This window comes from Levilactobacillus lindianensis, from assembly GCF_003946095.1.
GTDB lineage: Bacteria > Bacillota > Bacilli > Lactobacillales > Lactobacillaceae > Levilactobacillus > Levilactobacillus lindianensis.
The window spans coordinates 34,537-57,655 of record NZ_RHOD01000018.1; the positions used below are offsets into that span (position 1 = coordinate 34,537).

Annotated in this window: 23 protein-coding genes; 19 read left to right on the plus strand and 4 right to left on the minus strand. The window is 48.4% G+C overall.

Annotated features, from left to right (window positions below; genetic code table 11):
• Positions 1–26 precede the first annotated feature (26 nt).
• The 4 genes from EKM70_RS08160 to EKM70_RS08175 all read left to right on the plus strand — a co-directional run bounded on the left by EKM70_RS08160 (position 27) and on the right by EKM70_RS08175 (position 4,254).
• A complete protein-coding gene (locus EKM70_RS08160; RefSeq protein WP_125546894.1) occupies positions 27–920 on the plus strand; it encodes a C40 family peptidase in 894 nt (297 codons plus the stop codon).
• A gap of 112 nt (positions 921–1,032) precedes the next feature.
• Positions 1,033–2,049 carry a DUF1002 domain-containing protein gene (locus EKM70_RS08165; protein ID WP_125546896.1) on the plus strand — a complete coding sequence of 339 codons (1,017 nt, stop codon included), beginning with the start codon at positions 1,033–1,035 and terminating at the stop codon, positions 2,047–2,049.
• A 485-nt stretch (positions 2,050–2,534) separates the two neighbouring features.
• Complete coding sequence (locus tag EKM70_RS08170) at positions 2,535–3,887, plus strand: C40 family peptidase (RefSeq protein WP_125546898.1); 1,353 nt, start codon at positions 2,535–2,537, stop codon at positions 3,885–3,887.
• Between the two features lie 160 nt (positions 3,888–4,047).
• Positions 4,048–4,254, plus strand: coding sequence for a hypothetical protein (locus tag EKM70_RS08175; protein ID WP_125546900.1), 207 nt, complete (start codon positions 4,048–4,050; stop codon positions 4,252–4,254).
• A 72-nt stretch (positions 4,255–4,326) separates the two neighbouring features.
• Here EKM70_RS08175 and EKM70_RS08180 read toward each other — a convergent pair whose 3' ends face one another.
• Complete coding sequence (locus EKM70_RS08180; RefSeq protein ID WP_125546902.1) at positions 4,327–5,295, minus strand: diacylglycerol/lipid kinase family protein; 969 nt, start codon at positions 5,293–5,295, stop codon at positions 4,327–4,329.
• 639 nt (positions 5,296–5,934) lie between these two features.
• Between EKM70_RS08180 and EKM70_RS08185 the strand changes: the two genes are divergently transcribed.
• Positions 5,935–6,363, plus strand: a complete 429-nt coding sequence (locus tag EKM70_RS08185) for a hypothetical protein (protein WP_125546904.1) — start codon at positions 5,935–5,937, stop codon at positions 6,361–6,363.
• A 266-nt stretch (positions 6,364–6,629) separates the two neighbouring features.
• On the opposite strand, the gene rnjA is transcribed toward EKM70_RS08185, so the two are convergent.
• Both rnjA and EKM70_RS08195 read right to left on the minus strand, forming a co-directional pair.
• Positions 6,630–8,309, minus strand: a complete 1,680-nt coding sequence (gene rnjA, locus EKM70_RS08190) for a ribonuclease J1 (protein WP_125546906.1) — start codon at positions 8,307–8,309, stop codon at positions 6,630–6,632.
• Positions 8,306–8,524 carry a DNA-directed RNA polymerase subunit epsilon gene (locus tag EKM70_RS08195; RefSeq protein WP_125546908.1) on the minus strand — a complete coding sequence of 73 codons (219 nt, stop codon included), beginning with the start codon at positions 8,522–8,524 and terminating at the stop codon, positions 8,306–8,308. The genes rnjA and EKM70_RS08195 overlap by 4 nt, the downstream gene beginning before the upstream one ends.
• 193 nt (positions 8,525–8,717) lie before the next feature.
• On the opposite strand from EKM70_RS08195, the gene EKM70_RS08200 reads away from it, so the two are divergent.
• A complete protein-coding gene (locus EKM70_RS08200) occupies positions 8,718–9,212 on the plus strand; it encodes a hypothetical protein (RefSeq protein ID WP_125546910.1) in 495 nt (164 codons plus the stop codon).
• A 48-nt stretch (positions 9,213–9,260) separates the two neighbouring features.
• Here EKM70_RS08200 and def read toward each other — a convergent pair whose 3' ends face one another.
• Complete coding sequence (gene def / locus EKM70_RS08205) at positions 9,261–9,821, minus strand: peptide deformylase (RefSeq protein ID WP_125546912.1); 561 nt, start codon at positions 9,819–9,821, stop codon at positions 9,261–9,263.
• 276 nt (positions 9,822–10,097) lie between these two features.
• On the opposite strand from def, the gene pdhA reads away from it, so the two are divergent.
• From pdhA to EKM70_RS08270, 13 genes are all read left to right on the plus strand, one after another.
• Positions 10,098–11,213: a pyruvate dehydrogenase (acetyl-transferring) E1 component subunit alpha gene (gene pdhA, locus EKM70_RS08210; protein ID WP_125546914.1), complete on the plus strand. Its 1,116-nt coding sequence runs from the start codon at positions 10,098–10,100 to the stop codon at positions 11,211–11,213.
• Positions 11,214–11,215: 2 nt separating this feature from the next.
• Entirely contained in the window at positions 11,216–12,193 is a 978-nt protein-coding gene (locus EKM70_RS08215) for an alpha-ketoacid dehydrogenase subunit beta (RefSeq protein ID WP_125546916.1), read from the plus strand.
• Positions 12,194–12,260: 67 nt separating this feature from the next.
• A complete protein-coding gene (locus tag EKM70_RS08220; protein WP_125546918.1) occupies positions 12,261–13,574 on the plus strand; it encodes a 2-oxo acid dehydrogenase subunit E2 in 1,314 nt (437 codons plus the stop codon).
• Between the two features lie 7 nt (positions 13,575–13,581).
• Complete coding sequence (lpdA, locus tag EKM70_RS08225) at positions 13,582–15,009, plus strand: dihydrolipoyl dehydrogenase (protein ID WP_125546920.1); 1,428 nt, start codon at positions 13,582–13,584, stop codon at positions 15,007–15,009.
• A gap of 284 nt (positions 15,010–15,293) precedes the next feature.
• Complete coding sequence (locus EKM70_RS08230) at positions 15,294–16,199, plus strand: Rossmann-fold NAD(P)-binding domain-containing protein (RefSeq protein ID WP_125546922.1); 906 nt, start codon at positions 15,294–15,296, stop codon at positions 16,197–16,199.
• 3 nt (positions 16,200–16,202) lie between these two features.
• A complete protein-coding gene (locus tag EKM70_RS08235; protein WP_404819868.1) occupies positions 16,203–16,499 on the plus strand; it encodes a UPF0223 family protein in 297 nt (98 codons plus the stop codon).
• Positions 16,499–17,290, plus strand: coding sequence for an inositol monophosphatase family protein (locus EKM70_RS08240; RefSeq protein ID WP_125546926.1), 792 nt, complete (start codon positions 16,499–16,501; stop codon positions 17,288–17,290). The genes EKM70_RS08235 and EKM70_RS08240 overlap by 1 nt, the downstream gene beginning before the upstream one ends.
• Positions 17,291–17,427: 137 nt before the next feature.
• Entirely contained in the window at positions 17,428–19,272 is a 1,845-nt protein-coding gene (typA, locus tag EKM70_RS08245; protein ID WP_125546928.1) for a translational GTPase TypA, read from the plus strand.
• 149 nt (positions 19,273–19,421) lie between these two features.
• Positions 19,422–20,570 carry an FtsW/RodA/SpoVE family cell cycle protein gene (locus tag EKM70_RS08250; protein WP_125546930.1) on the plus strand — a complete coding sequence of 383 codons (1,149 nt, stop codon included), beginning with the start codon at positions 19,422–19,424 and terminating at the stop codon, positions 20,568–20,570.
• A gap of 21 nt (positions 20,571–20,591) precedes the next feature.
• Entirely contained in the window at positions 20,592–20,876 is a 285-nt protein-coding gene (locus EKM70_RS08255; protein WP_125546932.1) for a YlbG family protein, read from the plus strand.
• Entirely contained in the window at positions 20,873–21,433 is a 561-nt protein-coding gene (rsmD, locus tag EKM70_RS08260) for a 16S rRNA (guanine(966)-N(2))-methyltransferase RsmD (RefSeq protein ID WP_125546934.1), read from the plus strand. Before EKM70_RS08255 ends, rsmD begins: the two co-directional genes overlap by 4 nt.
• Complete coding sequence (gene coaD / locus EKM70_RS08265) at positions 21,433–21,915, plus strand: pantetheine-phosphate adenylyltransferase (protein WP_125546936.1); 483 nt, start codon at positions 21,433–21,435, stop codon at positions 21,913–21,915. The genes rsmD and coaD overlap by 1 nt, the downstream gene beginning before the upstream one ends.
• Positions 21,916–21,917: 2 nt before the next feature.
• On the plus strand, positions 21,918–22,967 hold the full coding sequence (locus EKM70_RS08270) for a SepM family pheromone-processing serine protease (protein ID WP_125546938.1): 1,050 nt from the start codon (positions 21,918–21,920) through the stop codon (positions 22,965–22,967).
• Positions 22,968–23,119: the final 152 nt, after the last annotated feature.

Here is a 23,119-nt window from a genome sequence, read left to right on the forward strand (position 1 = left end):
GGTAAAGAAACTGGAGGCGGTTTTTAATGGAAATTAGACGGATCAAGGTGCCGACGGCGTTGGTATGGTCAACGCCCAAGGCTGTTGGCAAGAGTGATCAGGCGTATCTCAAGTCAGGGGACCTCACGACTTGGTTGGCCACCCGCAAACCGGCGGACTTGCAGCGTTTGTCAGATGACGAGGCGCTAGTAACCGAAGCCCTGTTTAATGACCGCGTTGTCCTCGATCGGCAGGCTGATGGCTGGGCCAAGGTCTTTGTGACGCGCCAGCCTAACCGACTGGAACGTCGCGGTTATCCTGGTTGGATTCCGCTCTCACAGTTGACTGAAAGCGATGCTGAATTGGATTACCCGACCACGACGGTGCGGTTGGTTCAACCGACCACGACGCTGTTGGGGCCTGATGAACAACCCCGTTTAGAGTTACCGATGGGAACAATTCTCACGACAACCGGTCAAGATGATCACTGGATTGATGTCGTGACGCCGCTAGGTGCCGGCAAGATTGCCGCCAGTGCGGCCAAGATTGGGGTCAGTGGCGTGAACGATGGTAGCCGGATCCTCGCGCTAGCCGAACAGTTTCTGGGAACGCCTTACCTGTGGGGAGGCATTACGCCAACCGGATTTGATTGTTCTGGTCTGATTTACAGTTTGCACCGGGTTTTGGGCTACACTATTCCTCGTGACGCTAGTGATCAGTTTGCGAATGGTTATCCAGTGCCGCCGGAAGAATTGACGGCCGGTGACTTAGTTTTCTTTGCCAAAGATCATGGGACTGGTGACATTCACCATGTTGGCTTGTACGCCGGCTCAGGATGCCTCTTACATGCCCCGAAGCCTGGTGAACCCGTCCAGAAGATTAAAATGGCGGCTTCCAAGTTAGCTCCGGAATATGCGGGATCACGGCGTTTCTGGCAATAAACCAGAGTTTTGAAGAATTCTCTAAGCTCACCGCTGATTCAACTAGACCGTTTGACGCCGTGCTATACTGGGCTTACAGGGAAGTCAATCAAGTGAGAAGAGAGGCAAACTAATGAAGTTAAAACATTTATTAATTGGTCTGACGGTGGCAACGCTGGGACTGGGAATTGGGTTCGGTGGTCGGACGCTCGCAGTTCACGCGGACACGACGGACGCCAGCAGTTCTTCAGCTTCGAGTGGCAGTTCCGTTCAGACAAAGGCTTTATCGAAGGCCTACGTCGTTTATGGCGCTGGCTTAGCCAGTGAAGATAAGAGTAAGGTGGGTGACGCCCTAGGGGCCAAGTCCAATTATACTGAACTCACGGTTAATGGGAGCGACTACGCACAGTATCTCAACTCTGCTGGGACCTCGGATGCCAGCATGATTAGTTCCGTTTCATTGGCACCCGCCGATCCAGGGACTGGGGTTAAGGTGAATATCGCTAACTACGACGGTCAGAACAATATTACCGAAGTGACCTCGCAACAATATGCCATGGTTGCCACCATGGCTGGGGTGAAGGATGTTATTATCACCGTGACCGCCGATAAGACGGTTTCCGGTGAATCTGCGCTGACCGGGGTCTATAAGGCGTTGGCAGCCGATGGCCTGACATTGAACGCTGAGAATACGCAGGCGGCCAATGGTGTGCTGGATGCCACCCAACCCGCCATCGATAGCAACAGCAAGGATAATAAATATCCGGGTAAGTTGATGTCGGCGGTTGGGGATGTTTCGTCCGACCTGGCCAAACAACGACAAAATGGCAACGACTTGGCGACCAAGGCAGATATTGAAGCCATGCTCCAAAAGGCGTTAGCTAATAAGGGGATTGCGGATCAGACCAGTTCAACGCAGATTACCAATATTGCGGTTGCACTGAGCAAGGTTCAAGCAGCCCCAGTTTCAACCAGTAAGACCTATATTAAAAATGTGACGAATGTTGCCGACAACCTGGCCAACAGTATCGGGAACAAGATGGCTAGTGTGAAGGACTTTGCCAACAGTGCGGACGCGCAGAAGGCGGAAAATTTCCTTGTCCAGATCTGGCATAAAGTGGTTTCGTTCTTCAGTAGCATCTTTGGCTAGAACGGGTAAGATTAGTGAGATAACAAATTAACGGGAGAATTTCTCCCGTTTTTTTGTGCGTAAATTTAAATTTCACAATCTTTAGGCAAATCGGGACGATTGTAACTTACAGAAAGCGTCTTCAACGGGAACTTGTAGGCTGCAACTGAAATTGAATGACGAAAGTTTATGCATTACCAATCATTTTAGCCAAGATAGTTCGTTAATGAAAATGAACGTGAGTTCGATAAATGAAAACGCTTTTCACCATGGTATCAAGGCTTTCAGCGATCTGTGAATGAGTGATTAGTAGATTAGGGAACGTCAGTTCAATGAGTAAAACTAGTTATGAAATTCTTAATTATTCACAAGGAACTGGGAAAACGTGTGGTAATATTAATTTGTGATTCGTATTTACTATGAACGAACACCACCTGCTTCAATTTTGGCGGGTTGGGTTCACAAGCTTTGAAAATCTAAAGTCATAAAAGGACGTGTTGGTGAAGATGAGTACAGGACAACGAAAAACCAAAGCAGTTGTTGGGGTCGTTAGTGCCATTGGGGCATTAGCAGCAGGTGCCACCATTACTGCAAATGCGGATACCGTTCAAGTTAAGGCCGGAGACACCGTTTGGGCTCTTTCACAGAAGCTAGGGGTTTCCATTCAGGATCTCGAAAAGCAGAATTCAATTGACAGTTCAACAGACATGATTTTTGTCGGTCAGAAATTACAAGTCAAGTCATCACAGAGCAAGCAAACAATTACGGTGAAGTCCGGGGATACGTTATGGGATCTTGCCCAGGCCTACCATGTTTCCGTGGCACAGCTACAAGCTGCCAACCACTTGTCAGGGGACATGTTGAGTGTCGGTCAGCAATTATCACTGCCTACCGGGGCTTCCAAGGCTGCTGATACCACGACGTCATCCACGTCGACCACGCAACAGAGTCAGAGTACTGCCAAAGCCAATGCGGTTCAGGCTCAGATTGTAGCCGAACAACAAGCCGCTGCAGCCAAGCAACAGAAGCAACAAGCTGCCAGTGTCAGCGAGTCATCATCAAGTACAGCCACGACGAGTTCTTCGTCTACTGCTAGTACCGAGAAACACACACGCGCAGCTGTCGCCGAAACCACACCCGTTTCGCAAGCCTCACAATCGTCTGCTAGCCAAAGCAGTCAGTCACAACCTAGCCAGTCAACGTCTAGTGTTGCTAGCCAATCTAGTGTGAGCCAATCAAGTTCTAGTCAAGCGCAACCGGCTCAATCCAGCCAACAGAGTCAGACTAGTCAACAGACCAGTGTTAGCCAACCAGCTAGCTCTAGTCAAGCCCAGCAGACCACGCAAACTGGCAGCCAGAATGCGACAGCAACCAGCCAGACGAAGCGAATTAAGACGACCACGCAAGCAGCCGTTAAGAAGCAGGCACGTGTCCGTCAATCGACAACCACGACGACAACGAGTTCGTCATCAAGTGCTAAGACCAATACGAACTTATCCAGTGGTTCTGTGACTGGTTTGGCCTTGAAGCTGGCCTCAGCTAACATTCCTTACGTTTGGGGCGGATCTTCGCTCAGTGGGATGGACTGTTCTGGATTAGTGGCTTACGTTTACAAGAATGCATTAGGCGTGAACTTGCCACATAACACGGTTTCTCAAGAAGCCTTCGTGTCGAAGCACTCCGTGGGAACTGCTAAGCCTGGGGATATCCTCTTCTGGGGTAATTCTGGGGCAACGTATCACGATGCGATCTACTTAGGGAATAACCAATTCGTTGCTGCACCTGAACCAGGGGACAACGTGAAGGTTCAACAGATTAGCAAGTACTTTATGCCATCATTTGCTGGGACATTGAAGTAGACTGTTGCGACCAGTTGCCGGTCATTTAGCCAGTTTTATTATTTCGTGAACAAAAGTTAAGAAAATCGTTAACAAATCGACAGGCAAGTGGTATGATTCCTTTTAGTCATTTATAGACGTGTTAAAAAATTCTATAGTTGGTTAAAGGAGTTGTTGAAGGATGAGTAATCGAGTAGAGATTCTGGAAGAATATCGGCAAGCTAACAACCAGTTGGCGACATTAAAACGGAAGGAATCGGAGAGCATTCGTCCCACTGAGGACACTGTGCGGATTGAACCCCATTACGGTGAAGAAATGACCTCACTGACGGATAAATGTGCTCAGCTGGACATGATTCTGGAAGCAATGGCTGCTTCGGAAGATTAAACAAACAAATATTGGTTAAGATAGCCACGAAAAAGGTCAGGACCTAGTGTCCTGACCTTTTTCGTGTTTTCGTTAAATTGTGATGTCGAACCAGAAGGGATATTGGGTAACGCCGACGTAAACGTCGAAGAAGCGTCCACCCATCTCCTCGCCGTCTAATTGGCCGTATTCAATGGCCGGAACGGTGAGGTGGACATTCGATGCCTTCGATGCCTGATAGTAGTGAACGGCCTTAGACGTCAAATGACGCTTAAATACGAGGCGTAAGGCCAACCAGAGTAGTTTGAAGAAATTAGGTTTTTCGATGACGACCAAATGGAGCTGATGGTCGTGAACCGTGGCCCCCGGGGCAATACCCACACCACCTCCGAAGTAGGGATGGTTGGTGGTGGTCACTAGAAAGGCGTTGGGATAGATATCTCGCTGATTGCCGACGTGAACCGTCAGAGTAAAGCCGGTCTGATTGTAGTAAACACTCAGTGCTGAAGCCAGATAGGAAAGGGAGCCCAGGTGATGCTTATTCAACCAGACCTTGGCTTTGGATTGATTGGCTTGGGAGATGATGGCGGCGTCAAAGCCAATCCCAAGATTGTTCGTAAAGACGCCACGTTCCTGCTTGATGGTTTCGTCATAGCTGCCGATGTCGATATCGGTTGCATGAGTGCATTGGGTGACTTGCTTTAGAGCCGTTTGCCAATCCATGGCCATACCCACGCCTCTGGCGAAATCGTTTCCCGAACCGATCGGGATATAGGCCACCGGAATTCGGTAATGGCGGGGGAAACGTGTGAGCCCGTTGATGGCTTGGTGTAGGGTGCCATCACCGCCTACTGCCAGGACCACCCAATCTTGATGCGGGGTATCTGGCAATTGCTTCGCGAATTGTTCACTCAAGAGTACGGCGTGATTTGGGTACTCCGAAACAGCCACTTCGTAGGAGACCGCAGCGGCGTCAAGCTGTTGTTTGATAGCGGGCCAGACCTCTTTGGCGTGGCCACTACCCGCGTGTTCATTTAGGATGATATAGAACTGGACACTCACCGTACTTCTCCTCTCAATGATTAATCTTAACCATTATAAACGAAAACCGTTTGACTGCCTAGTCATTCTCCTGGAACTTTCCATTGTCGTAAGAAACGGGGCAAATTGGGCGACGAATTTACAATTGAAGTACAACACTAATTGAATAAAAAGACCCATAGCTTGACCAAATCGGCGAGCCTGTTCTAGTGACAACGGTAGAGCGACTAACGCGATACACTTTGGTTCAAAAGGCCAAACGAAAGGACGGTTGATCAGCGAATGAAGCCCTTACAGCAATTTCTAAAGAATGTGTTCTTTCACTGACTCCGGACCATGGCACAGAATTTTTGGACTTAGCGAAAATCCTTGAAAACTTGGTGTGACGGTCTACTGGCCGAATACTTTCCTAAAAATAAAAACCTAAAACCGCGGACGGACGAGAATATTAGGAACTGTAAATAGTAGCTAAACCACCGTACCTCTGAAGAGGTTTTATTTGATAAAGTGTTGCGCTTGGTTTGACAATTTGTCAGTTCAAAATTAAACTTTTATTATGTGTAAAGGTATCCCTGATTATAAGGCTAGATTGCTTGCCCCATATTCTAATGTATTGTCAGGGAATCCTAGAAATATCATTTTAGTGAGTTAGGAGAAATTATGACGAAAGCACCCATTTTCATTGTTGAAGTAGAACCAGACATGCAAGTTAAGGTCAAAAAGCAACCGGTGCAAGACGACGTTTCACTGGCTATGCTAGGAATGTCATATTGCAACTTTCTGACTATGACTCAAGCAAAAGTTAGTACCATTGGTAGTGCGCTTGAAAAGACACATGCCGACGGTCCCAATGTCGAGCCGTTCGAGCATACAAGAACTCTTGAAGTTGGTGTCGACACAGGAAGTGGAGAGGTTTACGCTAAGGGCAAAGACATGACAACCGATGAAATCCTTTCTTTAATCGGCATGTTCTTAGTCAAGGAGTTCTATGGCAGTCTTGTGTCCAGTACAACTGACTTACAGAGCTATATGGAAAGCACGATTAAAATTTATCAGGGCATGAATTCAGAAGCTCAATTCAACTGGTAGAAAAAATACTAAACTTAGAGGCATAAGAGTTATCCGCTGGGATGCCCTTATGCCTCTAAGCTTAGCATTTTTATTTTGTGGCGAATTGTAAAACCAAGTACAAGAGTTTATCAAATAAAACCTCTTTTAAAATGCACTGGTCTAGAATCGTTGTCATACGATGATTTGATCGCCGCTGACAGTTTTTAGTCCACTCATTTGTCCGCAATTAAGAGTAGGGGATGAAAAAAAGCACCTGAGAACGAGTCTCAGATGCCTTTCGTAAATTACTTGGTCATAATAAACATTGGTAAAATCATTGGGTGACGTTCAGTCTTCGCAAAGAGGAAGTTCTGAAGGTCATCAATGACCGCGTTACGAATGGAAGCCTCGGTAGCCTTCGGATTACGCATGGCTCTGCGAATCGTCTGGAAGACCCGCCGACGACCTTCATTGAGTAACTCGCCAGACTCTCGCATGTAAACAAAGCCACGAGAGAGAAGGTCAGGACCGGCCTTGATTTCTTGGTTCTTCAGGTCGATAGTGGCCACAACGACCACGAGTCCTTCTTCGGAAAGTAATTGACGGTCGCGTAAGACGACGTTACCAATATCACCGATTCCGGAACCGTCGATGTAGACGTCACCGGCACTGAAATGACCCGCAACACGGGCGGAATCCTTGGTCAGAGCTAAGACATCCCCATTTTGGAGGATGAAGCTATGGTCGAGAGGGACACCACATTGTTCGGCCAATTCGGTATGAATCTTTAACATCCGGTATTCCCCGTGAATTGGCATGAAGAATTTCGGTTGCATCAGCCGGAGCATCAGCTTCTGTTCTTCTTGACCACCATGTCCAGAGGTATGGATGTTGTTAACCTTCCCGTGAATGACGTTGGCGCCGGCTTCTTCCAGTTCGTTAATGACCCGGTTTACGGAAATCGTGTTACCAGGGATTGGGTTACTGGAGAAGACCACGGTGTCACCAGGTTGAATTGAAATCTGACGGTGAGTACCGTTAGCGATCCGTGAAAGGGCCGCCATGGGTTCACCTTGAGAACCGGTACAAAGAATCATAACCTTGTTGGCTGGCAGGGAGCGAATGGCATTGGCATCGACTAACGCTTCGTCAGGGATGTTCAAGTAGCCTAGTTCACGACCGTTTACGATCGCTGCTTCCATGGAGCGACCGAACACCGCGATCTTACGACCATGGGCGAGGGCAGTTTCACAGGCCGTTTCAATCCGTGAGATGTTTGACGCGAAGGTGGCAAAGATAACCCGACCTTCAACTTGATCAAAGATCTTACGAATTGACTTGCCAACCCATTTTTCAGACTTGGTCCAGATTGGACGCTCGGCGTTCGTGCTATCAGACATCAAGCACAAAACACCGTCGGCTCCCAACTTGGCCATCTTTTGAAGATCAGGCGGCTGATTGGTAACGGGCGTCAGATCGAACTTATAGTCCCCAGTTTCCACGATGGTTCCGACCGGGGTGTGCACGGCAATTCCTAAAGTATCGGGAATGGAGTGGGTCGTCCGGAAGAAGGTCACACTCATCTTCCGAAACTTCAGCACAGTATCATCGTCAATTGTGTGTAACTCAGTCGATTTAAGTAATCCGTGTTCTTCAAGCTTGTTCTTAATCAACGCTAAGGCTAACGGACCGGCATAAACCGGAACGTTAAGGGCCTTGAGTAGATACGGGATACCGCCAATATGGTCTTCGTGGCCGTGGGTGATCACTAGCGCCTTGATCTTGGATTGGTTTTCAACGAGGTATTGATAATCGGGGATGACATAATCGATCCCTAATAGTTCGTCTTCAGGAAACTTGATTCCGGCATCGATCAGAATAATTTCATCCTGAAATTGGATACCGTAAGTGTTTTTCCCGATTTCACCAAGTCCACCCACGCCAAAGATAGCGGTCTCGTTATTTTTGACGTTTAACTTGTTCATTCACTGAACTCCGTTAATTTGTAATTCGGATTCTGTTGTTCGTAAGCCAAGGTCTTACCTTCCATGGCTTCAATGAATTCGATGTTATGGTCCGTGTGGGCCTCAACTTGGGCGCGGGCTTCAACTTCGGTGTCCGCTTCCAAATAGAGAGAATGGGTTTCCTCGCGCTTAGGATTCCGTTTTTTATCGTTTTGATAATAAACTTTATAAATCACTGACAAAACTCCTTTAAAAAAATAATTTAATTCACCATTAGAGAGGTGAATCATTTATGTCCTTCCGAACTGCGGGTTGCTTACACAACAATTAGCACAATTTTAGCATAGTTTCAGGTGATTGTATAGAATTACCCCTAGACCGAAAAACATGCTATGATTAAGCTAACGCGAAGTGAACGGAGGAGACGCCATGGCATTAATAATAGAAATAATCATTGGGATTATCATTGCCATTGTAGTTTACGAAATGATTCACCGGATGATTGTCCAACGAGCCACGCGAATTGTCCGGCGATCGGCTCAATATGATACCGATATGGCGGTTAAGGCCGCGCTACAACGGTTGGTTAATGACCAGGTGCTGAGTGAGTCCGAGGCCCAGATTCGACAGGCGGAGACCGTGGCGGATGTTTGGGGCCGCGGTGTCATGGCCTTCGAGTACAGCTTGCCGGCTGCAATGGATACTGAGCGGCGGCTCCCCGAATTGGAACGAGCCTTGAATACCGCGTTGGCCAGCTATAGTGCCGACCATCAGATCAAGTCAATGGGGACCGGTTCGGCCTTCATCGTCAGCGATATCTGGGAGTATGAGAGTCAACTCCATTTAGACGTTGCCTATTTAATGAATGAATCGACAGTTGAGTACTTAAAGGATTTAAAAAAATTAAATGATCCGGCTGTGTAATTAGCCACAAAAAAACTCTGAGGATTTGATGCCTCAGAGTTTTTTTAATTAATCAATCATAATGGTATCTTCATCGCGACTGAATGGTTGGTCTTTATTGATGTGATCGTAGAAGAGCATCCCGTGGAGATGGTCAATCTCGTGTTGGCAAACGATAGCGGGATAGTTTTTCAAGCGAACTTGGTGTTTCTCACCATTGACGTCATAGTAACGCAAGGTGATCCGATCATGACGGGGAACGAATCCAGGGACGTCCTTGTCCACGGAGAGACAGCCTTCACCCTCGGTTAAGGCACCTTGTTGAACGGATTCCGACACGATGACGGGGTTGATAATCACGTCCGTGAAAGGCGACTTGCCGTTTTCTTCTGGAGCGGGTACCAGGACAGAAGCCATTTTCTTAGAAACCCCAACTTGCGGGGCAGCTAGACCAACGCCAGCCCGTAGGCCGAATTTCTTACATTGTTCGGGATCTTGGGAAACCACGAGGTATTCCATGAGGTCTTTAGCGAGTTGTTGGTCTTCTTCAGAGAGCGGGAACACGACGTCTGCGGCTTCTTGACGTAGAACGGGGTCACCATCTCTAACAATATCTTTCATGAGAAACACGAGCATTACCTCCGAAATTTAATCATAATTACTTTGTATTTTAACATACAACCAGTGGAAAATGAAACGGTTAGAAAATGGTTTCTTAACTAAAAAAATCAAGAAAAAGGGTGATCACAAGCAGAATGTGAAAAGTAGCACAAACCCTTTATTCACATGAATGAAAGGGCTTGCAAGAGGTGTGAAAAAATGGTACTTTATAACTGTAGTCAGGAAACGCACAGTTAACTCACTCTTGTTAACAATTTCATATCAAGTGAAAGGAAAGTGTTACTTATGGCTAATGGAAGCAAACAGATTGTAGACTTTGCCAAAATCAAAGCTACGATGGCCGATCCGTATAAGCACCCGGTACAAGTCATTGACCGGGAGGGTACGGTGGTTGATCCAGACATTCTTGCAAAATATTCAGACGATCAACTGGTAGACTTTATGAAGAAAATGGTTTGGGAACGGACATTACACGAACAAACCATGAACTTTTCTCGTCAGGGTCGCCTCGGTTTCTATGCGCCAACCGCTGGTGAAGAAGCCAGTGAGATGGGTAGTGTAACTGCCTTTAAGGAACAAGACTTCCTGTTACCTGCCTACCGGGATTTGCCACAGATGATTCAGCACGGAACGACCGTTGCTAAAGGGTTCCTGTGGTCCAAGGGTCATGTTGAAGGAAGTCAACATCCAAATCCAAATATGATTTTCCCACAGATCATCATCGGTGCACAATACGTTGAAACCGCCGGTGTTGCTCTGGGAATCAAGAAGAATAAAGACGAAGACCGCGTGGCCTTTGCCTACACCGGTGACGGTGGGACTTCCCAAGGGGACTGGTACGAAGGGGTTAACTTCGCCAGTGCCTTCCAGGCACCCGCAGTCTTCTTCGTGCAAAACAACGGCTGGGCAATCTCAGTTCCTCGTTACAAACAAACTGCGGCGGAAACGCTGGCTCAAAAAGCGGTTGCCATGGGTGTTCCTTCTGTCCAAGTGGATGGGATGGATATCGTGGCGGTTCACGAAGTGGCAAAGGCTGCTAGAGACTTTGCGGTTGCTGGTAATGGTCCCGTTGTGATTGAAACCTTAACTTACCGTTACGGTGCGCACTCCTCCGCTGGGGACGATCCTTCGCGTTACCGGACTAAAGAAGAAGAAAAGCCTTGGTTTGATGCCGACCCATTGATTCGGTTACGGAAAGTGTTAACCGACAAGGGTGTTTGGTCACAAGACCAAGAAGATAAATTAGTTGCCGATTATAAAGATGACTTCAAGCAAGCGATGAAGGAAGCAGAAGCTGCACCTGCACAGAAGGTCTCCGATTTCTTAAAGTGGACGTACAATGTACCAACGCCGGCGGTTAAGAAGCAAATTGCAGAATTCGAAGCAAAGGAGTCGAAGTAATCATGGCTAAAATGACATATATTAAAGCGATCACTTCCGGTTTGGATCAAGTGTTGAACGACGATCCAAAGACTTTGATTTTTGGTGAAGACGTGGGTAAAAACGGTGGGGTCTTCCGGACTACCGTTGGCCTGCAAGATAAGTATGGTGAAGACCGAGTCTTCGATACGCCATTGGCTGAATCTGGGATTCTTGGATTAGCAATTGGGTTATCGTTGACCGGTTGGCGGCCAATCCCTGAAATTCAGTTCATGGGCTTTACGTTCGAAGCCATGGATGGCATTGTTGGGCAATTAGCGCGTGACCACTATCGGTTTGGGGGCCAAAAGAACTTCCCTGTAACGGTGCGGACGCCATTTGGTGGGGGAACTCATACCGCTGAAATGCATGCCGATAACTTGGAAAACTACTTTACGAGTACCCCAGGGCTACGGGTGGTGACACCTGCCAACCCATACGATGCTAAAGGGATGATTATCTCGGCTGTTGAAAGTGACGATCCGGTGCTCTTTATGGAAAACCTGAAGCTTTATCGTTCCATGAAGGCTGAAGTCCCAGATGAGAAGTACACCGTTCCGTTAGACTCCGCTAAGGTGGTTCGTGAGGGGACCGACATCACGATCGTGGCTTACAGTGCCGAAGTTAATGAATCCTTGAAGGCGGCCGATGCTTTGGCTAAGGATAATATCTCTGCTGAAGTCATTGACCTACGTTCCTTGTCACCAATCGACACGGACACCATCTTCGCTTCCATCGACAAGACCCACAAGGTCGTGATTGTCCAAGAAGCACAACGGATGGCCGGAGTTGGTGCGACGGTTGCGGCTGACATCGCTGAAGAGAAGATTATGTCTCTGGATGCCCCAATCGGTCGGGTAGCAGCGCCAGATAGCGTCTACCCATTTGCCCAAGCTGAAAATGACTGGATTCCTAATGCGGATGACGTCGAAGCTAAGGCGCGTGAAATCTTTAACTATTAAAATTCCCGTTTAAAAAGAAATTAATGTGGGATTATTCGTATTCTAATGAAAGAAAGGAAGTTTTCCCATGGCTTATACGTTCAAACTCCCTGAGCTTGGTGAAGGAATGGCCGAAGGCGAGATTTCTTCATGGCTTGTTAAAGAAGGAGATACCGTTAAGGAAGACGACACATTAGTCGAAATCCAAAACGATAAGTCGGTTTCAGAATTACCATCCCCAGTTGACGGGAAGGTTGCTCAAATCGTGGCCCAAGAAGGGGACACCGTTGAAATTGGTGACCCACTCATCGTGATCGACGATGGGTCTGACACCCCACCTGACTTAGGTAAGGGCGATGCCGCACCAGCTGCGGATGCTGCGCCAGCAGAATCGGCACCCGCAGCACCGGCTGCGAGTCCCGCACCGGTTGCTGCGGCCCCAACAGGTGTGCCAGCCGCTTCCGATCCTAATAAGTTAGTCATGGCAATGCCTTCTGTTCGGCAATATGCCCGCGACAAGGGTGTTGACATCACTATGGTTGCCCCAACTGGGAACCATGGCCAAGTGTTGAAGGTTGATATCGACAACTTTAATGGTGCCGCCGCACCCGCAGCTACCCCTAAGGCCGCTGCCAGTGCACCAGCCGCTACTAAGGCTACGGGCCAGGCTATCAAGCCTTGGAACGCTGACCGTCCGGAATTAGAAACCCGAGAACCAATGTCACCAATGCGCAAGATTATTGCCAAGAGTATGCGGGCTTCTAAGGATATTGCACCACATGTCACGTCATTTGATGAAGTCGAAGTTTCCAAGCTGATGGCTAACCGGAAGAAGTACAAGCAGGCTGCTGCCGACCGCGACATTCACTTAACCTTCTTGCCATACATCGTAAAGGCTTTAGTTGCTGTCATGAAGGACTTCCCAGAACTGAACGCTTCGATTGATGACACCACCCAAGAAATTGTGACGAAACACTACTACAACATTGGGATTGCCACGAACACCGAACATGGGTTGTACGTGCCAAACATCAAGAACGCGGACTCTAAAGGGATGTTCCAGATTGCCAAGGAAATCTCTGAGAATAGTCAAGCGGCTTACGATAACAAATTGTCACCAGCATCAATGGCCGGTGGGTCGATTACCATCAGTAACGTCGGCTCAATCGGTGGGGGCTGGTTCACACCAGTTATCAACCAACCTGAAGTTGCAATTTTAGGGGTTGGCCGAATTGAAAAAGCACCATACGTCAATGAAGATGATCAGATCGTAATTGGTCGTATGTTGAAGTTATCATTGAGTTACGACCACCGGTTGATCGACGGGGCCTTAGCTCAGAACATCTTAAATGAATTGAAAGCCTTGCTTCATGATCCAGAAATGCTCTTAATGGAAGGATGACAGGAATATGGCAGATGTTGAAAAAAAGGATACCGTCATTGTTGGTGCCGGCCCCGGCGGTTACGTTGCTGCGATTCGCGCGTCTGAATTAGGCCAAAAAGTGACGCTGATTGAAAAGTCTGATACGCTGGGCGGTGTCTGCCTCAACGTTGGTTGTGTGCCTTCTAAGGCGCTGATTCAAGCGGGTCACCGTTTGGAACAAGCTAAGGATGCCTCGACCTATGGGATTTCAACCCAATCAGCGACAATTGATTTCAAGCAAACACAACAGTGGAAACAAACCAAGGTTGTCGACCGGATGACCAGTGGGGTTAAGATGCTGATGAAGAAGCACCACGTCGACGTGGTTAACGGCGAAGCAGTCTTTCTCAGTGACACCCAGCTCCGGGTTATGCCAACCGGTGAAAAGCAATTCATGTCGACCGATACAGGTCAGACGTTTGAATTTAATAACATCATCATTGCAACTGGGAGTCATCCGATTGAAATTCCTGGATTCAAGTTTGAGGGTCGCGTGGTGGATTCCACGGGTGGCCTGAACCTGCCAGAAGTTCCTAAGGAATTCGTTGTGATTGGTGGGGGTTACGTCGGAACCGAGTTAGCCGGTGCTTATGCCAGCTTAGGGGCTCACGTGACCATCATTGAAGGAACGGGTTCGATTCTGCCTAACTTTGAAAAGGACATGGTTGCCGTGGTCCTTAAGAAGTTAAAGAAGAAGGGTGTCGAGGTCATTACTAATGCGATGGCCAAGAGCTCTAGTCAAGATGATCAAGGCGTTACGGTCACTTATGCAGTTGACGGTAAGGAAACCACGATCAAGGCAGACTACTGTATGGTTACTGTTGGTCGTCGGCCAAACACGGACACGTTAGGTCTGGAATACACGAAGGTTAAATTAGACAAGCGTGGTTTGATCGAAGTTGACCAACAAGGTCGTACGGCTTCAGAACACATTTGGGCGGTTGGTGACGTCGTTCCCGGTGCCGCATTGGCTCACAAGGCCTTTGCTGAAGGGAAGACGGCTGCCGGTGCCATCTCCGGCAAGAAGACAGCCAATGACTGGACCAGTGTGCCAGCTGTTTGTTTCGCCGACCCAGAATTGGCAACCGTCGGCTACACGCAGGCGGAAGCTAAGGACAAGGGGTTGAAGGTGAAGACGTCGAAGTTCCCATTTGCTGGGAATGCACGGGCCGTCTCACTGGATGCACCGGATGGCTTCGTTCGGTTCGTCTACACCGATGACGAGAATCAAAACGTCGTTGGGGCCCAAGTTGTTGGACCAGAAGCCAGCACCTTAGCTGGTGAATTATCCTTAACCGTTAACGGGGGGATGAATGTCGAGGATGTTGCCTTGACGATTCACCCACACCCAACGTTAAATGAACCGATTCAAGAAGCTGCCGATATTGCGTTAGGCTTCCCAACCCACATTTAGTGGGCGAGCGACAACTCTATTTTTCAAAAGAAGGGTCTGAGACTTTTGCCTCAGACCTTTCTTGCGATCTGAACGCCTATAGTCAAAACGTGCGACAACTGACAAGTAGCTGCGCCTATCGTTGTTAACGCGCAGTGATTGGCCACCTTTGACATACGCTCTTTTTGGCATTGGCCGGGAGTTGTGAGGACTCAAATCATAAAGTGGTTGCGCTTGCTATCCAGGACCCATTACTTATAATGGAACTATGTAGTTTAATTTTGACGTTTAAAAGGAGGGTCACCATGAACCCAACATTACTGATTCAAGGGAATTTTGATCAAGCCAGTCAGCTGCTACAGCAGCTCCTGATCACTGACCTGCCGCTTGATTGTGTGGTTATGCCCAACACAACCACAGATACACCACGGTATCAGTCGTTGGTGGTGGCCAGTGCCTTGTGTCCCCATCTGAGTATTCGAGTGGGGACGGCCAGCGATTACGGGCAGGCAGCCTGGATGGTCGTTCTCGACCGTAATGTGAAGGACGCTACCCTGCAATCGCGAGTTGACGAATTACGATTGCTCATTAAACGGATTGTTGAAAATGGCTTTGCGGGGCAACTCATCTTCTCAGGTGAGCAGGACGAACTCTTGGCCTATTTTGCCTGGAAGTTCTCCGGCTTACCAGCCAGTCAAATTTGGGGACTCGGGACCTACCCGTTAACGCGGCTACTGACCTATCGATTGGCCGAACGATTAGGCGTGGGAGCCGCAGTGATTCAAGCCGCTGTGGTTGGTACGGCTAGTCAACCCATTGCAGCCTGGAGTCGAACATACGTTGGACCGGCACCTATTCTGATGTACCTGGCCAATGCCGATGCCAACTTTGATGCCGATGATTTGGGCAAGATGAGTAGCTGGTTGGAACGTGAGGCCGCCGGCGATCAGGCCATCTTACGTGACATGGCGTTGATCCGCCTCTTGCAGGCCAATTTTGCGGATCAACCACTGATTGCGTCTGTCACCAATGTTCACCAGGAAGACCCTGTTTTTGCGGCGGCCACACCGGTATTGGTGGGAAAGAAAGGGGTCAAGCACTTGACCAATTTAGTTCTTTCCGAAGACGAAGAGCAGGCGTTTGCAGCACAGATTAAGGCAATCCGAACCGAAATAGAAACCATTGAAGGGCAACAAACGGAGGGGAAATAACTGGTGAAGTCGAATAGTAATTATGAATACCCATTGCAAACAGATTGGTCCACGACGGATATCGTGGCGGTCACAACCCTCTACCAGCGGGTAGAAGACGCCTACGAGTTGGCTCAGGGTGTCCCCGCAGCGGACATCATCGCGGCCTATCGGGCATTTCAAACGGTCGTACCGCAAAAGTTCGAGGAGAAACAACTCGGTAGAGACTTTGAAAAGGTGTCTGGCTACAGTATCTACCGGACCGTTAAGCAAGCTAGAGAACAGGGTGGTAAGGTCAAGATGCAGGAGGCCCGGGGTTAATGATGCAGGATTGGCAACAACTGAATCGTGACGTAATGGCTGTGCTTCAAGCCGCCCGGAAACGCGTGCTCGACCGGATGGCTTCCCCATTAACCGTGGCCGAGAAGACCAACCGCAAGGATCTTGTAACCAATGTGGATCGTGAAAACGAGCGCTTCCTGGTCCGTGAGATTCGGCGAATTGACCCTGAGGCCCATATCTTGGGAGAAGAGGGCTTTGGTGATCATCTGAGTAGCCTGAAGGGTCGGGTGTGGATCGTTGATCCCATCGACGGTACCATGAATTTTGTGAAGCAGCATGACAATTTTGCCATGATGATTGGCATTTATCAGGACGGTGTCGGCCAACTTGGTTTTATCTATGATGTCATGAAGGACGTCCTGTATCATGGTGGGACAGCCGTAGACGGCGTTTGGGCTAATCAAGACCAGTTGACGGCACCAAAGGATTTGCCGTTGGCTGAAGGCCTCATGGGGGCCAGCTCGCCCATCGTGATCCATGACATTGCCCATATGCAGGCCATTGTTCACGCCAGTTCGGGGATGCGGGTCTATGGAAGCGCCGGGATTGAAATCATCAATTGTCTGTTAGGGAAGACGGTGGGGTATATTTCATACCTAAAGCCTTGGGATATTGCAGCCGGTCAAATTCTCCTGAATAGTTTAGGCGTTCAGGTCTCAACTATTGACGGGCGGCCGCTCGATATGCTATCATCTAACCTTGTACTAGTAGCGACGAAAAAAGCGCAACGTGATATTCTCCAAATTGAAGAAGATGACGTCTCACTGTGACACTGTCACAGTTTTTTTATGCGGCCGGCCGGTATGGATGGACTTTGCCGACCATTGACGCTACAATAAAGCGTACTTACTGATGTAAGCATGCCGTGATCCATCTAATTCACCAAGCACGAAAGGAAGAAATACACTTGAAAATCAGAGATGATATCCGCAACATTGCCATCATTGCCCACGTTGACCACGGGAAGACGACCCTGGTTAACGAAATGCTGAAACAATCCGATACGTTGGACGAACACGCGTCAATCGAGGACCGTGCTCTTGATACCAATGCAATCGAAAAGGAACGGGGAATCACGATCCTGTCCAAGAACACTGCCGTCCGTTATGGCGACAAGCAAATTAACATCTTGGATACCCCAGGACATGCCGATTTCGGTGGTGAAGTTGAACGGATCATGCGCATGGTTGACGGCGTTTTGTTAGTCGTTGACGCTTACGAAGGCACGATGCCCCAAACGCGTTTCGTTTTGAAGAAGGCTTTGGACCAACACTTGACGCCAATCGTTGTTATCAACAAGGTTGACCGTCCAGGTGCCCGTCCTTCCGAAGTTGTGGACGAAGTTTTGGATCTCTTTATTGAATTAGGGGCCGATGAAGACCAACTGGACTTCCCAGTGGTTTACGCCTCAGCAATGAACGGGACTTCCAGCTACGACCCAGAACTGGACACGCAAGAACACACGATGAAGCCTATCTTTGACACTATCGTTAAGCACATTCCAGCCCCAATCGACAACACCGACGAACCTTTACAGTTCCAAGTTGCCATGCTGGATTACAACGACTTCGTTGGTCGTATCGGGATTGGCCGGATCTTCCGTGGGAAGATCAAGGTCGGCGATAGCGTTTCTGTTATGAAGTTGGACGGTTCCAAGCAAAACTTCCGAGTTACTAAATTATTTGGTTACTTCGGTTTGAAGCGTTTGGAAATCAAGGAAGCCCAAGCGGGTGACTTGATTGCCGTTTCTGGGATGGATGAAATCAACGTTGGTGAAACGGTGGTTGATCCTAATACGCCAGAACCACTTCCAATCTTACGGATTGACGAACCAACGCTGCAAATGACTTTCCGGACGAACGACTCTCCATTTGCCGGTCGCGAAGGTAAGTTTGTGACGTCTCGTCAAATCGAAGAACGTCTGAAGCGTGAATTGCATACCGATGTTTCCTTACGTGTCGATGACACCGACAACCCCGGTGCCTGGGTCGTTTCCGGTCGTGGTGAACTTCACTTGTCCATCTTGATCGAAACGATGCGTCGCGAAGGTTACGAATTGCAAGCTTCTCGTCCAGAAGTTATCTACAGAACAGTCGACAACGTTCGTTGCGAACCATTCGAATCTGTTCAGATCGATACGCCTGACGAATACACCGGTTCAATCATCGATACTCTGTCACAACGTAAGGGTGAAATGAAGAACATGGAAGCCGTTGGTAACGGTCAAACACGTTTGACTTTCTTAGCCCCATCTCGTGGGTTAATCGGTTACTCAACTGAATTCCTGTCCTTGACTCGTGGATACGGGATCATGAACCACACCTTCTCCAAGTACTTGCCAGTTATTAAGAACTGGAACCCAGGTCGTCACAACGGGACTCTGGTTTCCATCAACTCTGGTAAGGTGACGACTTACGCCATCATGGCCGTCCAAGACCGTGGGACGATCTTTACCGATGCCGGTACTGAAGTCTACGAAGGGATGATTATTGGTCAAAACAGCCGTGACAATGACATTTCTGTCAACATCACGCGTGGCCGTAACCAAACCAACGTCCGGGCTGCCGGTTCTGAAGATATCGCCAAGGTTAAGTCACCATTGAAGATGTCTCTGGAAGAATCACTGGAATTCATCAACGAAGATGAATACTGTGAAATCACCCCAGACCACGTTCGTTTACGGAAGCAAATTCTGAACACGAGCGAACGTGAAAAGGCTGCCAAGAAGCGGAAGACTGCTTCACGGAAGTAATTTCTAAAACAAAATTTTAATAACGGTAAGGATCGTGGTTTAACCGCGGTTCTTACCGTTTTTTTATCGAAAAATTTCGAGTGAGCTATGCTATAATGTAAACATTCGATTGCCGTTTTAAAACGGTGGACTTGGAGCGAACAAAAGGTATGCGAAAGTTAAAATATTTGGATTATATTATCGCGGTACCCTATCTCATTCTCAGTTTGTTTGGGATTGTGATGGTGTACTCAGCCAGTGCGGACATTGGTTCGCAAAACGGGGGGAGCCCCGCCAGCTACCTGATTAAACAGGCTATCTATGTGTTTATGGGAATCTTGATCGTGACGTTTATGCTGTCATTAAATATCAATAAGCTCCGAAATCGATCGATCCTCCGGTTGGCCGGCTGGCTGGCATTCGGGGCACTCTTTCTCCTGATTGCGATGGGCCAGACTATTAATGGGGCGGCTGGTTGGTTCCACTTGGGACCCATCAGTATCCAACCGGCAGAATTTGTGAAGTTCTACGTGATTATCTGGCTGGCTAATGCCATTGACCATCGCCAGGACGAACTCCAGGTGGAGAACTGGTGGGTGCCCATGTGGCGGCCAGTGCTGATCTGTTTCATCATCGTGATTTTAATCTTGGTGCAACCCGATATGGGTGGGGCTGCGATTAATGCGGCTATCATATTGGTTATGTGTTTGGCAAGTGGGTTTAATTATCGGCGGGCCATCGTGTATTTTTCGGGCCTCTTTCTCTTTATTGTTGGAATTATTTTCCCAATAGCGGTTAAGTTTACTGAGAGTGGACATGTTCATAATTATAAATTGTTGCGGTTGGTAGCGTTTATCAATCCATTTGAGCATGCCCAGACCGTTGGACAACAGCTAGTTAATTCTTATTATGCGCTAAGTAATGGGGGTATTTTCGGTGTTGGGTGGGGAAACAGTATCCAGAAGACGGGGTATCTCCCTGAACCCAACACCGACTTTATCATGGCGATTGTCGCCGAAGAGTTGGGGTTAGTGACGGCACTTATTGTGATTGCGCTATTGTTCACGATTATTGTTCGGACAGTATTGGTTGGTATCCGGAGTCATTCGACTTATCAGGCGCTCGTCTGTTACGGCTCGGCAACCTATCTAACGATTCAGACCCTTTTTAATTTAGGTGGGGTGCTGGGGATGTTACCAATTACCGGGGTGACCTTTCCCTTTGTCAGTTATGGGGGATCGAGTACCTGGACACTGGCATTAGTGATGGGCGTTGTCCTGAATATTAGTGCTCGACAGAACCGAGAACGACAGGCCTAGTCACGCAAAGGAGGATTAATCATGGCATTTGAAATTCAGCCACGACAGAGTTTAATTGTTTATACGTATAGTTTAAAACAAACGCGTCAATTAAAGCGTTACGGCACTGTGATGTATGTCTCCAAGAAGATGCGTTACGTCGTGCTGTACGTCAATCAAGACCAAGTGGCGTCCTTAACCGATCAGCTCAGCCACTTGCGGTTTGTCAAACGGGTGGTGGCCTCCCACCGACCAGAAATTAGTGAAACGTTTAATGGTGTTGCCGAAGAAGTGGCAACACCTGAAGCAAAGGATGATGACCAATGAGAATCGTAGCAGGTGAATTTGGTGGCCGACGATTGAAGGCTGTCCCCGGGATGGCAACGCGTCCCACCACAGATAAGGTGAAGGAAGCCTTGTTTAATATTATCGGACCGTATTTCGATGGTGGCCGGAGCCTCGATCTGTTTGCCGGGTCCGGTGGACTGAGTATCGAAGGTGTCTCACGGGGTATCGACGAGGCCGTGTTGATTGATCGCCAGTATGCAGCGATCCAAACCATTCGGGATAACGTCGAGGTAACGAAAGCCCCCGAAAAATTTGATATCATCAAGCGAGATGCCAATCGGGCACTGAAGGAGCTGGCCACCCGAGGCGATCAGTTTAATCTGGTCTATTTTGATCCGCCATATGCGCAGCAGAAGATCGTCGACCAAATGGCCACGTTGCGCGCCTTGAATTTGTTAAAGCCTCATGCACGGATCGTTTGTGAAACCGATCAGAAGGCGAAGTTACCGGAGACTGTTCCGGGCTATGATTTTATTGAACGTCGAGACTATGGCATTACGGAACTAACAATTTATGCCTTAGGAAGTGAAGACTAATGACAACCGCTGTTTTTCCGGGAAGTTTTGATCCACTGACGAATGGTCACCTGGATCTGATCACCCGGGCTAGCAAGATTTTTGACCAGGTTATCGTTGCCGTCGGGCAGAATACCGCCAAGCGTGGGGTGTTCACCCAGGCAGAACGGGTGGCCTTTATCAAGACGAGTACGCAAAACTTAGATAATGTCAGTGTGCAAATTGAGCATGGGTTAACTGTGGACTTTTTGCGTGCCAATGAGGCCACGGTTTTGATCCGTGGTTTGCGAAACAGCACGGACTTTGAATTCGAACAGGGGATTGCGGGGATGAACCGTTCGTTGGCACCGGAGATTGAAACGGTCTTCTTGAATGCCGATCCGCAGTACCAGTTTGTTTCCTCCAGCCTCTTAAAGGAGGTTGCCCAATTTGGGGGTGACCTGTCTGCACTGGTGCCACCGGCTGTGGCGCAAGGGTTACGCGATCGATTGGAGCGTGACTGAGCATGTTCAAGTTGACAGGTAAACAATGGCGTCAGGTGATTTTGACCGCCGTCATTGCCATCTTGGTACTGGCCTTCTTCTTCCTGCCCCTGCCAAAATATATCGAAGGGCCTGGCGAAGCCGATGACCTCAAGACCTTTGTGAAGATGCCGGGTCATCCGGACAAAAATAACGGAAAGTATATGATTACCGCCGTGGCGGTTGCGCAAGCCCGGCCGGTTTCCTATATTTATGCCAAGTTCAATCCCTATTACAGCATTGAAGATGTGGCCGACGTGACTGGTGGGCAGGACAATGCCACCTACGATCGCGTGCAGGATTTTTACATGCAAAGTGCGATTAATGAGTCGATTTATACGGCCTACCGGGCCGCTAAGAAACCCGTGACACGTCAGTACTTGGGGATTTACGTACTCAGTATTGCCAAGAATTCGCCATTTGCGGGGAAGATCAAGGTCGGCGATACCGTCACCAAGGTTAACGGGCGTCACTTCGATTCGATGACGGGCTATCAGCATTACATTCAGAAGCAACGGGTTGGCCAGCGTGCGACGATTACTTATGAACGTCAGGGTAAGGCACATGCGGCAACCGCTAAGCTGATGGCGTTGCCGACCAAGAAGGCCGGAATTGGGATTACACTGACGGATAACGTCAAGGTAAAACCCAATCCAAAGGTTACGGTTGATCCCGGAAATATCGGGGGACCGTCCGGTGGCTTAATGTTTAGTCTGCAGATCTATACCCAATTGATGGGGCAGAACCTGCGTCATGGCCAAAACATTGCGGGGACCGGGACGATTGATGCCGACGGTAATGTTGGTGAGATTGGTGGGATTGATAAGAAGATTGTAACGGCCAAACGAGCCGGGGCAACAGTCTTCTTCGCGCCATACGTCAAACCTTCTAAGCTACTCCTGAAGTATGAGGAACAGCACATGACGAATTATCAGTTGGCTAAGGCAACCGCCAAGAAGTACGCACCAAACATGAAAGTTGTTCCAGTTCAGACTTTCGATGATGCTTTGAAGTATCTTAAAACGCATCAGTAGAATTGATTGAGGTTTCACTCAAAACGAGTGGAACTTTTTTTTTGTGACGAATTGTCAAATCAAGTGCAACGTTTTCCATAGAACACTTCAGATGGAGTTTTCCAGCCTAAGACCTTGCGTGGACGATTATTCAACTCTTTAACAAAGTTGCT